General features: G+C 38.9%; 6 protein-coding genes. All 6 read right to left on the minus strand.

Going from position 1 to position 15,793, the window contains the following annotated elements; translation table 11 throughout:
* Positions 1-104: 104 nt before the first annotated feature.
* Positions 105-1,139 carry a fatty acid desaturase family protein gene (locus tag B4U84_RS14310; protein ID WP_017309778.1) on the minus strand — a complete coding sequence of 345 codons (1,035 nt, stop codon included), beginning with the start codon at positions 1,137-1,139 and terminating at the stop codon, positions 105-107.
* A gap of 173 nt (positions 1,140-1,312) precedes the next feature.
* Complete coding sequence (locus B4U84_RS14315) at positions 1,313-2,464, minus strand: beta-ketoacyl-ACP synthase III (RefSeq protein ID WP_131119003.1); 1,152 nt, start codon at positions 2,462-2,464, stop codon at positions 1,313-1,315.
* 75 nt (positions 2,465-2,539) lie between these two features.
* Entirely contained in the window at positions 2,540-3,457 is a 918-nt protein-coding gene (locus tag B4U84_RS14320; protein ID WP_131119005.1) for a hypothetical protein, read from the minus strand.
* 85 nt (positions 3,458-3,542) lie between these two features.
* Positions 3,543-5,192 carry a PfaD family polyunsaturated fatty acid/polyketide biosynthesis protein gene (locus B4U84_RS14325; protein ID WP_017309781.1) on the minus strand — a complete coding sequence of 550 codons (1,650 nt, stop codon included), beginning with the start codon at positions 5,190-5,192 and terminating at the stop codon, positions 3,543-3,545.
* 117 nt (positions 5,193-5,309) lie between these two features.
* Entirely contained in the window at positions 5,310-8,507 is a 3,198-nt protein-coding gene (locus B4U84_RS14330) for a PfaB family protein (protein ID WP_131119007.1), read from the minus strand.
* Positions 8,508-8,599: 92 nt separating this feature from the next.
* Positions 8,600-15,745: a type I polyketide synthase gene (locus B4U84_RS14335; protein WP_131119009.1), complete on the minus strand. Its 7,146-nt coding sequence runs from the start codon at positions 15,743-15,745 to the stop codon at positions 8,600-8,602.
* Between the last annotated feature and the right edge of the window lie 48 nt (positions 15,746-15,793).

Below are 15,793 nucleotides of genomic sequence, written 5' to 3' on the forward strand. Positions count from 1 at the left end.
ATTTTTGAAAGTTCATTTAGTTTTTGATTAACTAAAAGCATATTAACTCTTGAAAAAAATACATTATTTGAGAAAATACACAATTATTTCCACATATTTAAAGTTTATTTTTCGGGAGGAATCTCATACAAGAATGGTCTGATATTTTCAGGCTTAGAGTAATATTGCATATTTCTCAAGCTCATCAAACAACGGAAATAACCTGTTACTACTGCATATGGCTGTTCATGCTTCGTAGTTTCAAAAATATCAGGAAGATATCGGTGAGATAGATACGGATATCGATGATGTACTTGCTGATAATTAATATGTCCCCACAGCCAATTCATCAAAGGGTTAGTTAGAATCACCCAACTGTCAACTTGTAATAGATCACCTTGAAGGTTCTGATACTCATCTTCCCTGTCTGCTTCCCGTTCAAGGCTTTTGTGAACAGCAGGTGAAACGGCGGGTGCAAAAGCATAATGATCGCACAAAGCACGGAAAGAATATGCAATTGGTGCTAACAGAAAAGTAGGAATGACTGTATACCATGGGGAAATTTTTACCATTGGCAGAATATAAAAATAGAAAGCTACAGCCAAACTTACAAAGCCAACATCTTTTACACCTCGAAATATCTTATTCCATTTACCTGAAAATAAAGCGATTGTTACTATTTTGTAGTGTTCATAAAGAGCGATTAATCCTCCCAAAGTAAATGCATACCAAAAGGGATGGTTATGCAATTTTTCCTCAGGATCTAGACCAGGTTGATGTGTGTAACGATGATGGGTCAAATGAAACTTTCGATTAGCATAAAAAGGGAGCAGCACGACTAAAGCAGAGAGTATTCCGCCCCAAAGATCATTCCAAAACTTGCTTTTGAATAATACTCCATGGATACCTTCGTGTGCCAATACACCTATACCTGTTAATAACAAGCTATTAAAAACTACGAAAATCGTAATAAATGCCCACTTCACAACCAAATGTGTTGGATGAGGATGAGCAAAGAAGTAGGTATCAATGGCGGTAACACCTATCTGCGCTAAAGTAAAAGAACTGACTAGCAAGCTAATGAAAAAAACTGATTTGAACAGATTTTCTGCCTGAGGAATTACCTGTTCAGCTGGTTTAGGAATTTTAAAGTCTTTCACAAGTCTATTCCTTGTTAGAAAATCAATCTATGGATACTTTCAGATTCTTTCAGTAATAACAGTTTTCAAATATTAAAAGTATTGAAAAAGCTATACTTCAGTTATTGAACAAAAAAATATTTCATTTTTTGCCTAAAAAACTTTATTTTGCTAGGCAATGATCAGCACATTAATTAAACTACTGTTAGGTGCATATAAGCATATGAAAACCTAGCACTTTCGGGAATCAAGCAAAATATTTTATCGCCTTGTTCAAGTTTTCCTGATGACATCAATTCCTCCAACATAACAAAGATAGAAGCAGAGCCTGTGTTACCCTTGCATGTTAGGTTAGTAAACCATTTCTCCAACGGAATCTCAAATCCGATTGCTACTAACTCATCATAGAGTGATTGTTTAAAATGTTCTGATGAGTAATGAGGTAAATACCAATTGATCTCATCTGGTTTTAGGTTATGTTTGTCGCGGATTTGTGCAAAACCTTTTTGTATTCCGTAAGGAACTACATTTTCCCCTAGCAGTTTTGCATCCTGTTTTAAGGCAATATAATTTTCTTTCCAGACTTCATGTGGATTTTCAACATCTCGTAAGCCTTGTAAAGAACCATCCGCTCTCTTCACAGCTCCAGCATACATACAAGTCTCTAGCTCATTGGCAAAAGAGATGATATCAACCCAGTCTACCCTAAGTGAAATACCATTTTGACGAGGTGTATCCGTTATCAACACTGCTGCTGCTGCATCGGACAACATCCACCTCAAAAAATCCTTCTCAAAAGCTATGATCGGTTTTGCATCCAATTCCTGAATTTTAGCTTCTATTTCTGGTTGAAAAAACTTCGCCCTGAATTGGTTTGACACAAGTTCTGAACCTGTAGTTACAGCATTTTTGGTCAACCCACAATAAACACTCATATACCCATACTTAAACGCGGTCATTCCGGAGCAGCAAACTCCACTTGTAGATATAACTTCACAAGGAGGACACCCAAGCTCCCCATGTACCATCAGACCATGGTTAGGAACAATCTGATCTGGAGAAGATGTTCCACAAACTAAACACTCTATTTCCTCTAAAGGAAAATTAGAGTTTGTGGAAAGAGTACGCACTGCTTCGGCTGTTAATTGTGCATTAGTATGAGTTTGCTTACCAGTCTTGGGATCTATTGCATAATATCGAGATTTTATGCCGTTATTTTTTAGGATGCGATTTTTGCACCGTGAGGGCTTTTCGTTGATTAAGCCAAGGACATTTTCGATCTCGTCATTATTCACAGGTTCATTTGGTAGAAAAACTCCTAAACCTGTGATGTATACTGAAGCCATAATTTCCTCCAATTAGACTGACAATACTCAAAAAATTACAGTAACTTTTGTGAGGTTTTCAGTTAGCCTTAAGTTTTAAATAACACCCGATGGTGATTTTAAATTCTCAACATAAGATGCTAATTTTCGATTAATCAAAAAACCAAAAACAAATTGCACGAGTGTAGAAAATAGAAGAACTATCGGAATAGCAAATAGAAGATGAGCTGCAAATATACAGATAATTGGTATTCTTCTCCAGCTTCCCTGCTTACCAAAAAAACGAGCGAACTTGGCCCATGGTCGATATAATACCCGCCCAATTAATTCCGGAATCACATAGCGTTTATTAACTTCAACAGCCCCAAGTCCTTTAAGCCTTGGCTGATGAGAATAATCATTTAACGCCTCGATATTGTTGGCTAAACGCTTGCCAAATCTTGATAGTGCATAGATATCTTCATCTGTAACTCCCGCAGCTGGTAATACTCGCAAAAATCTGTTTTTTTTCCCAGTAAACAATAGTCGGGGAGTGGTAATGAAGGTAGCTAAAGGTGGCCCTTGATGAGTTAAAACTACATTGTCGATATGAATACCTCCGACTTCAGCAATCATTCTCTTCATAATTTCTGAAGCGGAGTGCCACATATTGCGACAAACTATTAAAGTGATAACTTTTGTATTCTTCAAAACTTTTGCATACTTGGATTTTAAAAATCCCTGAATTGGTAAAGATGGTGCTAAAAACCAAACCTGATAAGCAAGAATAACCAAATCGAATTTATCATCTTGGCTAAATTTTGGTGGATAAATTTCTGGGGGTTCCTCGTTCACACACTCTGGAAAAACATCAAAAAACTTATATAATCTCCAAGGATAAGGATAATTATCTCTTGGTTTAATGCATTCCCAGGTAAGCTCGACTTCTGGTATCTTGAGATATTTGGTAAAAGATTCGGCTGCGCGAGTCACATCCCCCGATTGTGAGTAATAAACTATCAATACACGTTTCATGACCACAACTTCTTTGATGGTACAAGCCCCCGGATCAATTCTGGGTGTCAATCCAAAATCTAAAATTGTTTGACTTTGGTAATTTCTATTTTGGCTGATACTGAACGTAATTAACTGGCATTTGCAATCCTTGGATTTGCAAACTGTGCATTCGGAATAAAAATGCAGAACCTTTCATAATATGGTTAGCAACATCAACCACTTTTCGATTATTTGGTTCAGCGAGATAAGTACCTTTTACCCAGTCATTAAAACTACCCATTGCTGGACCACACCAGATTTGATAATCAATTTCTCGACCTTTTTCTCCAGAGTTAGACCAGCGAGAGGACAATCCAAGATACCAACGGAAAATTAAAGCCATCTTCAGTTTAGGATTGTTGGCAGCCTTGATTAATTTATCAGGATTTCTTTGAGATAAATAGGCTGCTGTTTCCTTCCAAACAACTTCCAGATTATTTCTAAAAACTTGTTTTTCTAGTTTATCTTTTTCTTCTGATGGGATATCTTCAATTGCATCATATGTCTTGTATAAATCCAGTAATTTTTGCGCCCGTAGAGGAAAGAAAGTTCCTCTTTTTAAAACTTGAAGTTTTACCCCCATTTCAAACATATCTGCTGCCGGAGCCATCATTACATCAGCCATTTCGGCTTGAGCTAATAATTGTTTTGTATGTTGAGAAGTTCCAGCTTCAATACAAGATTGGTTAATAGAACCAGTAACAACATAAGCAGCACCCATCATAAAAGCGGCTAATGCTGATTGAGGAGTTGCAATTCCTCCTGCTGCTCCGACTCGAACAGGTCTTTCGTAACAGTATTTATTTTGAATTTCATCTCTCAATTCTAAAATTGAAGGTAACAGGCAAACTAGAGAACGATTATCTGTATGACCACCAGAATCAGCTTCTACAGTGATATCATCTGCCATGGGAACTTGTTCGGCTAATTTTGCCTGAAATTCGCTGATTAAACCTTGTTCAACTAATTGCTTGAGAATTTTTATAGGAGCAGGTTGAAGAAATTTGTTTGCAACTTCTCTGCGAGAAATTTTAGCAATGACTTTATTTTTGATTTCGATTTGATTGGCTGCATTTAAACTAAGCCCAGCAGCTCGATAGTAGACGATGTTGTCAGTTAAATCTAGGAAAGCAGAAGCTTCTATTGTTCTGACTTGATATTTGAGATACAAATCAACAGCACTACGTTCAATCGCGGGTTCGCTGGGGCTATGCAGTAAGTTAAAAACGTAAGGGCCTTCTGGTAAAGCTTGTTGAATGCGCTTAATGGCTGCTTCGACACGGGAAGGAGATAGTCCTCCTGCGCCAAATGAGCTTAAAATTCTTTCTTTACCAAGAGCAATGACTAGTTCTTCAGAAGCAATACCATGAGCCATCGCACCAGTCATGTAGGCATATTTAACATTGTAAAAATCCAAGAAATTGCGATCGCCTAACTGTTGAATAGCTAGGGGTGGAACAGCCATGAGCATTTCCACTTTTCCTGTTTGTCCATTGGAATGGTACAAGTAACCTTCATTGGTTACACCAATTTCATCATCTACTCTAATAATGTAACAAGGTTTCTCTAAATTCAGTAGCTTAGTTTTTATACCTTCTTGATCAAAAGAGATAGAATCTAAAGAACCTTGCCAAACTTGATTTGGCTTGTGACAAAATTCTGAAAATTTGAGATTGTTTTGTTTTTTAGGAATTATAGTGTTTAAAATACTCATGTTCTTACCCCTTTGGTTTTTAACATTAGGAAGTAGTGATGCCTAGCTTTATATTTTTTCATAACGAAAATTGAAGCTAGGTTTTTTTGTTTCAGCAATAATCTCTCAGTTATTACATCACTTACTCATTTTCCATTCATCCTCTAAAACTGATGATTTGGCTTTAAAAATATGCTGCAAACAATCTAGTTGAAGCTGAATAATTGCACTTATTTGAAGTAATGATTCTTGTCTAACTTCTAAAAAATTACTGTGAGTTTTTGTGAGTCGAGAAGTGTTTTCAATCAGATTTTGATATAATTGATTTCGGAAATTTATCATCTGCTCTTGCTCTTCATAACTATGAGTGTTTGAACTAGAAACGGATAAAGATTGAGAATTCTCATGCAGTCTCGTATTAAAATTGAAATTTTGTGATTTTTCTGCAAATTCAAAAATTTTTCCAGAATTCTGTTTATAATAATGATCCAAGCGTTCAAATTCCTTAAAATCCAGTAGTTTAGACTGTTGTTTTTCATGACCTGAAATCGGAAGGGTTGAAAATGTATCTTGAAAAATTTTTTTGTCTCTATCGTTTAATCTTGTGATGTTTAAATCATTGCTGTTCCAAGTTATCTTTTTAAGCTTTTGTCGGCTTTTTTTGGTATTTTCTTTGACTTGAGAATACAGTGATGACAAGTCTATTTTTACTCGATGACTGAGAAGCTTTGCTAATGCTTTGACAATACAACTATGCTCGTCTATCCCTCTCTTGTTAAGAGAAACTATTATGTGTTCTTTTTGCCTCAGATTTCCACTAATCCATCTCGAACAGTTACTTCCAGCACCAACTTCAATAAATATTCTGGCGCCGTCTTCCCAGACGCGCTGAATTAGCCGAGGGAAATCAAGCTGTTGAACAAGCATTTTGGCAATGTTGTGTCCAATAGAATCACTGTTGAGGGTTATAGGTTTGTATTCTGCGGCAGAATAAAAAACGGTATTTGGTATGTTTTGGGTAGGTAAGGTATTTAGTTTAAGAAGTGCATCGTATTCAGAACGTATTGGATCACAATGAATTACATGATTGAAAGGAGCGCGAAAAGCATCACAATTTAGGGTTTTAATCACTCTTTGACAAACTTTTGTATCACCAGCGATCGCCACTTCTTCTGGAGTGTTGATGATAGATAAGTAGACATGCTCCTCATGTTTAAGAACTTCTCGAACACGGGAAACTGGACACATGAGAACGTACGTACTCCAAAACTCTTCACCCTTTCCATCATGTATCTGGGGTAATTCCCAATATTTGCGAACTGCATTTTTAGGGCCGGATAACTGGGTTTTGAACAGAGCAGATGAGCTTAAATCTTCACTACCTTCGTGAAAATTTGTCCAGATACCCTGAGAAAGCATCATACTAGTTTCGCCCAGGCTATACCCAAAAGCACATTGGGGCCGTAGTTGGAAATAATTTCTCAGAACAGCAGTCAATAATCCAGCAATACCAACCTCAGATTCGAGCATTGCAACTGGATCATCTATAAATTGCTGTTCAAGCGTTTCTAATTGTCTTGTTGATAATTTCCTCAGGCTTCTGGGATAGAGAATTTTCTCTATATTGTTGACACGAGTGTAAACACTTTTGATGATCGGATCTTCGTAAATTTTGGGAAACAAGCGGAAGAGATTGCGGGCGATACCGAGATAAGAACTGTAAGCACCAGGGTAAACAAAGGCAACATTGCCTTTGTTACCCAGTGGTTTCGGCGTAAAATAACTACCGACAGGTGTTTGCCACTCTTTACCTGTATTGAAAGCATCACCAACACCCTTAAGAGCGCGCTGAATTTCTCGTGTCAATTCTTGTTGATTGCGTCCGAGAATTGCTAGTGCGTAAGTGGCATTTTGACGCTGTTGAAAAGTTCTAAAAGTAAGGCTTGCAGCAGCAGATAGAGAAGAAGAATTGGCAATTGTTTGTTGTAGAGTATGAATCTGTTCTAGTAGCGCCGAACAATCATCCGCTGCTAGAGCAAAAAGATAAAAAGGCATTTGCTCTAAATATCTGCTGCTACGCTGTATCTGAGTTGCTTCCTCTGACAAAATTAAATGTGCGTAACTGCCATCTATCTCCATACTATTAATGGCTGCAATTCTTTTAGTAGCTCCTTTCTCTAAAAACCAAGGCTTTGATTCAGGAGCAACATAAAAGGGACTATCCCGCCAGATATGCGCCATTTTGGGAGCAGACCACTGGGGAACACCAGGAATATAACGGTGATACAAACAGAGTGCTGTTTTAATTAAACTGACTATTCCTGATGCAGCATAGGTATGACCAACATTGGCTTTGACACTACCAATCGCACAACACAGATCAGCCTCAGAAGTCCGATAAGCTCCTATCAAACCTAGCATTTCTGACTCATCTTGCTGGGGAACTCCACTGGCAAAAACTTCTAGATAGCCAATGTCCTTGGGTTTAATACCTGCCAAATCAAAAGCCAGTTGACATACTTGCGTGACTGCTTTTGAGTCAGGGATTGTGTAAGAGGAAGAATTAGGCTTCAAGATATTGAGAGCATCAACTACCGCATAGATGCAGTCATGATCTTGTTGTGCTGTTGTGTGGAGCTTTAATACTACTGCGGCTGCACCTTCACCTAGCATCCAACCGTTAACATTCTGGTCATAACTTAAAGTATTAACGCCTGTGTTGGATTTTGCGGTTTGATTTTGCACTAAAAGACTAAGGCTATTTTCAGCTAGCTCGACAGCACCAATAACAACAGCGTCTACTTCTCCCATAGCAAGTAGCTTTTTTGCAACCTCCAAAGCTTTGAATATAGAATGTTGTTCAGCTACTAGTGTGAATAAAGGACCAGCAAAATTCCAGAGATTGGAAATCGTGTCTTTCGCTTCTGGTTTAAGAATACGAAGAGAAAGTTCTGTTGCGGCAACAATAATAACTGCTACCCTGCTACCTTTGCTTAGTTTTACATCTTTGATAGCATTGTCAGCAACCTTGAGCATTAACAGTTCTTGAGGTTTTAATTTGTCTTCCTCAGATGCTAATTTTAAATCAGACAAATCTATTTCAAAATCTTTAATGTACGCTCCTAAAGGTGGAAAGTTGGTATCAAAATCATTGTTTTTTAGCAAATGTTCTTGAGTTTTAATTTCTTGCCATCGTTGAGAAGGAAAAGTAGTAAAGTGTTGATTTAATTCATAAATGCTGCGTTCCAAAGCATCTAATCCTTGACAACCACCTAAAAAACAATCCATACCAACAATGGCTAGCTGAGGATCTTTAATCTGTTCATATTTTTCCATTACTTCATCTCTGGTTATGTATATTTTGGAGAAAAATTAGGAGTGGGAGGAGACAAGGTAGAATAAATACTACTTGTCATTTATTGAACCTTCTAATCCGGAAATATTTTATGCAAAAGAATTCCCTTTGCTCCAATCATGCGATTATATATTTTCCCTTGATTATCATGTGTAATCACATCAGCAGTCACAAATGATTCTGTTTTTGATTTTATTTCACAAGAAACATAAAAAGATTTATCAAATGGTATAGGTACGAACTGTTCAAAAGTTTTAATTTCTGATGGTAAACAACCTTGTTTATGAAAATATTGAGTCCAGAGCCAAAGTGCATGAACCTGAACATCTGCAATATAGGGATTAAAAGTTTTTACAGGAAATTGTCCTTGTTTTTTTTCCTCAACATTTGACAAAGCACATTCTATAGTTATTTTTTCGGGCCTAGCATTTAAGATAGTTTTTACACCCTGAAAACAAGCTCCATGAAATAAGCTCGATGCCCCGTTTTGATAAAATGATTGACTAGAATTGAAAATTATTTCTTCCTGTGTTAAATTCAGCGAATCATAATGAGGAGAAACAGGAATTTGCTGCTTAATATTTATCTGGCTGCTGAAATGATAACGAATTTTACCTTCTAGATTCTTACTCCATATTTTAGCATCAAAGTATATCTCATCAACATCGTTTTTAGAAATTTCTTGCAAATCTAAAATGTATTCAGTTGGCTGAGTTTCATCAAAAATAATTCCTTTCAAAACTTTGAAGTTTGAGCAAGTAAATGATTTATAACCAGGATAGAGTTGTTCACAGGAATTAGCTATCCACGTGAGAGCGCAAGTAGCAGGTAAAACTGGACGACCAGCAATGACATGATCTTGTAAAAATGGATTAGCTGCTAAGATTAATCGGCGCTCGATACGATATTGTTTCAGATCTGGGTTAGACGACTGGGGTATGTACACTAAGGGACTACCTATTACTACTTGGGTAGTTTGTTGATTTACTGGTGCTAGTTCATCAACTAACATTTGACTTCCAATTTCTATAGGAATAGCCTCTATACCCCTTTCGGCAAAAGCTTTTTTCAATTCTGGTGTTACCATGCCACTATCCCAAGGTCCCCAATTAATCGCAACGACATGACAATTTGGATAGTTGCGTTTAACAAGATGAGCGGACTTGTTGAGAATTTCATTCGCAATTGCATAATCTGACTGACCAATATTCCCGTAAAAACCTGCTACCGAGGAAAACAAGACTAAATAATTGAGTTGGCTAGGTGGCACACAACGCAGCAGGTTTTCTAGACCTGCAACTTTGGCAGTATAAACAATTTCAAAGTCCCGTTCTGATTTATTTTCAATCCGCTTATCTGCTAGATTACCAGCTCCGTGAATAATTCCCGTGACTGCACCCAAACGCTCAACTGCTGTAGCAACTTGCTCTTGGAGTTGTGTTGCATCGGTGATATCCACGCTCAGATATTCCGCTTGTCCACCAGCTTCCTCAATTGCTCGCAGGGTTGCTTGAATTTCTCGTCTAGATGAAATAGCCTTGTACTTTTTCTGCACCATTAGAGGTGTAGGCTTTTCTCCTCTGGCGATAAAATCGTCCATAATCCGCTTTTTCAATTCCCCTTCAGTCGAACAGCCTTCAGCCCATACAGGTTCAGGCTCTACAGGCGAACGACCCAGCAAAATGAATTTGCATTGATAACGCTGCGCCAACTGGATCACACATTGAGCGGTGATTCCTTTTGCACCACCACTAACCAGAAAAACTTGAGATTGGGAAGAAGACACGGTCAGTGGAAGACGCGATGACCCAGAGAGTATTTCATCTGTATTCCCCTCGTCTCCCTTGTCTCCATGTCCCCGTGTCTTTGGCTTGCATACTAACGTTGTTCGTCCTTGTGAGCTATATCCAACTTCAGCAATTAACCGATTGGGATCATGAAGTTCGTTAAGGATATACCGTACTGATGTTTGAGTATCTATATCAGGACTCAGATCAATTGCACGGCAAAATACAGCTTCCCATTCCTGATTCAGGGTTTTGGTTAATCCAAATAATCCGCTACTGATGACACCAAAGTTGGTTTTGCAGCCTAGTCCAAACTGACCATCAAGACGAGCTATGGTAACAAAGCAACTGCGTCCTTGAGATGCTGCTTGATTGAGTGATGCTTTGAGGTGTTTGGCGATGAGAAAAACGTGACGCAGGAGTGCTTTCTCGGTTTCCAAGTAACGGACGTGATTACTTAGATCATCATGGCTATCGGGATTGAGATGGATAAAAGCAGCAATTTGACCATACTGAGAAGCGATCGCTTCTAACTGATTTTGCAAATGCTCCTCGCTCAAATTTGCTAGCACAACTCGATTAATTCCTTCTGGTAAAGGTAATTGATCTGCAATTAAAGTTTTAGGAAAACTCAATACAACTACTTTCCAGTCACGCTGCAAAAGAGCTAGAGCTAATTCTGAAGTCGTGGGGGTGCCATCATCAGTAAGCAAAGCAATATGCTTCTCAGGTAAGGAAAAATCCAATATATCTGGTTCAGGAAGGAATTTGAGATGAACTGAACTGCGGAGAATATTATGATTGACTTCAGATTGCTGGTTGTAAGGCTCGGCTAGAAGTGTTTTTTTTTCCAGCACATTAGCCTGTTGTGTCATATAGTCAACGATTTGACCAAGGGTACGTAATTCTCCCAGTTCTTCAGGATTGGGCTTAGGCAAATCTGGGCATAACTCCAGTAGTCCTCCCAAAATCTCAACTCGTTTAATGGAATCAATACCTAAATCCGCCTCCATATCCATTGATAGCTCCAACATCTCAACTGGATAGCCCGTCTTGTCACTGACTACATTTAGCAGAATTTGACTGAGGTCAGTGAAATCAAGGGATGGAACAGAGGAAGTTGATTCTTCTGAATTAGCAAGAGTAACGGGAACTACGGAGGAAGAAGTTATCTGTAGATCTTCACTCTCCGTGTGCGTCACCGCCTCACTCTCCTGATTCAAAGCAACTTCTTGTGCTGTCTTTGCAGGTGCAGATTCAACATTAGTATTTCCTGGGATCAGACTCCGCAAATATTCTACGATTTGACCAAGACTACGTCGTTTTTCTAGTTCTTCGAGATTGGGTTTGGACAAATCCGGGTACAATTCCAGTAATGCTCCGAGAATTTCAACTCTTTTAACGGGATCGATTCCCAAGTCCACTTCTATATCCATCGACAGTTCCAGCATTTCTACCGGATAGCTCGTCTTTTCACTAACTATCTTTAGTAGAGTCTGAATGAAGCTGGATTCATCAATGGTTATAGGTAATGACGGTACATATGAAGATGGAATGACAAGAGTATCACAGGTAGTTATGGAAACTGGTTTGGTGTCATGACTAGTGCTATTGTAAGTACCATTACTTACACCATTGCTAGTACCATTACTTACACCATTGCTAGCACCATTACCCCCACCATGGCTGACACCATTGGTTGTGCCATTGATTAAAACAGGCTCAAAATTAGTTATAAAGCTGTGAGTGGGTACAGTAACAGATGCGGTAGTTCTACCATTAACTGCGATTGGAGCAGCAGAAGTCTGTTCATCGCTAAATACAGCAGGCTGTTTCATGTTTATGGTAGCAAGCAGCTGACTGTAATGCTGCTGGAGCAATTGGAAATACTTTTTGGTATGTTCTGTTTGATCGTTTAGATATTGCTCGTGGACGCGCAGTGTCTCACCATGATGTTCGTGAAAGCGCATAATGCTGCGCTCAGAGTAGGAGAGGGCTATTTGTTTTGTTTCCGCATCTTGATGAGGAAATTTATCATTTACCAGCAAAGAATTCTGTTGCTGCATCAGTTGGAAAAAGGTTTTGGTATATTCCGTTTGATGCTTTAAAGATTGTTCATGAACACGCAAGGTATCACGTTGATTACGATTGAATTCTATCAGGCTGTATTCTAAACTATCTAAAAGTAGTTGATAATTTTCAGTCACTTCTGAACTTGTTTGCATTTGTGTTTTAGGATTTGCTTGAGGATATTTCTTCAGATCAGAAGGTTTTTCTGGTTGATTACCGTTTGCAACTGGTGTGGACAGGCTACGGTGTGTATTATCAGGTTGGGAGATGGGTGTCTGATCTATCTTTTGAGTCGGGGGAGTAGATAGGGTATTTACCTCACAAGAGTTATCTTTTGTATGTGGGAGACTAACTTTATGCCCGTTTTGCAAAGCTTTTTCAAAAGCCTGTTTTCTTTTTTCTGAGACGTAGTTAGAACCATTTAGCTGGACAATCAGCTGCTTATTGTGTTTGACTTCTGGTGTTTTCTGCTCAAGTTGATAGGAATCAGGGTTTTTTAAAGATAAGCCAGCGACACGTAACTGTATAACAGCTTCTCGAAAATAGCGATCGCTATCTTTTTGATAACTACCATTCAAAGCCACAGCTAAATGAGGTTGATCACGCAGGATATCTTTCACTAAGTTGGTCAGAATGCCTTTAGGGCCAAACTCTATAAAACAATACCCACCTTGAGCGTAAATATTTTCAATCTCTTGCTTAAAATGTACCTGATTAATCAGGTGTTGTTTGAGAATTTTTTGAATCGCTTGTGGTTCTTTCGGGTAACATTCTCCTGTCACATTAGTGTACACAGGGATTCTTGGCTCGTTGAAATGAACTCCCTCAATTGCTTGGGCAAAAGGTTTTTGAGCATGAGCTACCAATGGTGTATGAAAAGCTGCTGAAACAGGTAGCAAAACGGTAGAAAAAGCTTTAGCTTTCAGTTGTTCCTGTACTTGGGTGATCTCAGCTTTCGCCCCTGCCAAAACTACTTGAGTTGAAGAATTCAAGTTAGCAATGGTCACTAGAGGAAAATTCTTAATAATTTCTTCAACTTGACTGACATCACCTTTAACTGCTAGCATGGCTCCTGCATCAAACTGAGGATCGTTTGGTGCAGACATAGCTTGACCCCTAGCTTTAACCAGGAAAAAGTAATCTTGCTCATTGAGAACACCAGCAGCCCACAGAGCTGTCAATTCTCCAAAGCTGTGTCCGACAAGAAAATCTGGCTTGAATCCTCCCTGTTGTAATAGCTTATACAGACCAACGCTGAAAGCTCCAATTGCTGCTTGTGCATATTCTGTCTTTTGCAATGCTTCAACCTGTGACTGCTTTTGAGCTTGATCAAAAACAGGTGGAGGGAAAACTATTTCAGAAACCGGTTTGAGACCATCTTTGCAGAAAAGGTTATCTATCTCGCTATAGGTCTGTCGCAAGCAAGGAAAGTTGATGACAAGTTCTCGACCCATTTCCAGGTATTGAGAACCTTGACCAGAAAACAAAGCAACTACTTTGCTTTCAGTTGGCAAACTCGTTTTGCGGTAATAAATTCCTTGGGGATGCTCCCAAGATTCCGCGTGTGAATTATTAGTGAGCAAGTCAATACTGATCTGCAATAATTTGCAAGCTTCAGTCAAAGATTCGGCGACAAATCCAACTCTCGCATTTGTGACAGGAATTTCTGATGATTGACACGTCGCAATTAGTTGTGAATAATGCTGTTCTTTTTCTGAGGATTGCAACTGATCCAAAATTTCTTGACAGCGTGATTTTAACTGCTCAGGTGTTGATGCAAATAAGAGTACTGATTGGGGGGTATTATGTAAACGATAAGGGCGATCGTGTTCACCAGAGTACTCTTCTAAGACTATGTGGTAATTTGTGCCACCAAAACCAAAGGAACTCACTCCTGCACGTCTTGGTAGTTCTCCTTGAGAGCGCATCCAAGGCCTAGTTTTTGTATTCAAATACAAGGGCGAGTTTTCAAGACCTAGTTTAGGATGTGGTTGAGTGATGTTGATGGTTGCTGGCAATACTTTGTGGTGTAGAGCTAACGCTGTTTTGATCAGGCTTGCAGCACCCGCAGCAGCTTTTGCATGTCCAATCTGTGATTTAACACTTCCAAGTGCAATATGTTGTGTTCGGGAATTGTTTTTGCTAAAAACTTCTTTGAGAGCTGTAAATTCAGCGGGATCTCCAACCATAGTACCTGTACCGTGTGCTTCAATCAAACCAACACTGGTAGGTGAAAATCCTGCATCTTCATAAGCATGATGCAAAGCTCTGACTTGACCTTCTGGACGAGGTGCATAAATGCTTTTATAGCGACCATCACTAGAAGCACCAATACCTTTGATCACTGCATAGATCCGGTCATTATCCCTAATCGCGTCTTCCAGTCGTTTTAACACCAACATGCCAATACCTTCAGCCAGCATCATGCCATCCGATTGAGCATCAAAAGGCTTGGTGTTCTGGCTTGGGGAAACAGCAGGTGTTTTGCTGAAACACATATAGGCAACAATTGAGTTGTCAGTGTCAACTCCACCAGTGAGCATCATGTCGGCTCGATGATCGACTAGTTCACTGATTGACATTGCTAATGCTCCTAATGAACTCGCACAAGCAGCATCGACTACACAGTTCATTCCTCCTAAATCTAAGCGATTAGCAATTCGCCCAGAAACTATGTTTGCTAACATACCGGGAAAAGCGTTCTCTTCCCATGGTACATATGCACTTTTGATTTTCTCGATAATTTTTTGCGTATCTTCGTCAGATAAGCCACTACTTTGTAAGACTTTTTCCCATATGGGATACTCTAATCTAGTAGCCAATGGCATTGCTAATTGTCTTGCTAGGGCTACACCCAAAATTACCCCAGTACGCTCTCGGTTAAATTGTTTTGTTTCCCCATAACCTGCATCTTCGATAGCTGCTTTTGCAACAACTAAACCTAGCAACTGAGAAACATCTGTGACTTCCAAAAGATTTGGAGGAAGTCCAAATTCCATTGGATTGAATTCGATTTCGGGGATGAACCCACCACGTTTGCAGTAAGTTTTATCAGGGGCTTTGGGGTTAGGATCGTAGTAATCATCAATATTCCAGCGCGATGGAGGAACATCGGTAATACAATCAACTTGGCGAATAATTTTTTCCCAATATTCCTGTAAATTTTTAGATTGCGGGAAAATAGAAGCCATTCCAATAATAGCAACAGGATTTTGTTGCAATTTTTTATTGATATTATGAGTTGGCGTTGCATTTGCAGACATCATTTTTTTTACCTTTATCAATTTGTGCAAAGCTTGTTCACAATTGCTAACTTCTTTTTGTAATTGTGCAAAGTCAACTTCAATTCTAGAAGCAGCCATGGCTTAATTTTCATTATTTACTTGGAGAATGTAGGGAAATAGCCAAGA

The sequence above is a fragment of the Westiellopsis prolifica IICB1 genome (assembly GCF_004323185.1).
In the GTDB taxonomy this organism is placed as follows: Bacteria; Cyanobacteriota; Cyanobacteriia; order Cyanobacteriales; family Nostocaceae; genus Pelatocladus; species Pelatocladus prolificus_A.

Coding starts and splice junctions, on each gene's coding strand:
- B4U84_RS14325 (WP_017309781.1), bottom strand. CDS start 5,192: ATGAGTATTTTAAACACTATAATTCCTAAAAAACAAAACAATCTCAAA.
- B4U84_RS14330 (WP_131119007.1), bottom strand. CDS start 8,507: ATGGAAAAATATGAACAGATTAAAGATCCTCAGCTAGCCATTGTTGGT.
- B4U84_RS14320 (WP_131119005.1), bottom strand. CDS start 3,457: ATGAAACGTGTATTGATAGTTTATTACTCACAATCGGGGGATGTGACT.
- B4U84_RS14315 (WP_131119003.1), bottom strand. CDS start 2,464: ATGGCTTCAGTATACATCACAGGTTTAGGAGTTTTTCTACCAAATGAA.
- B4U84_RS14335 (WP_131119009.1), bottom strand. CDS start 15,745: ATGGCTGCTTCTAGAATTGAAGTTGACTTTGCACAATTACAAAAAGAA.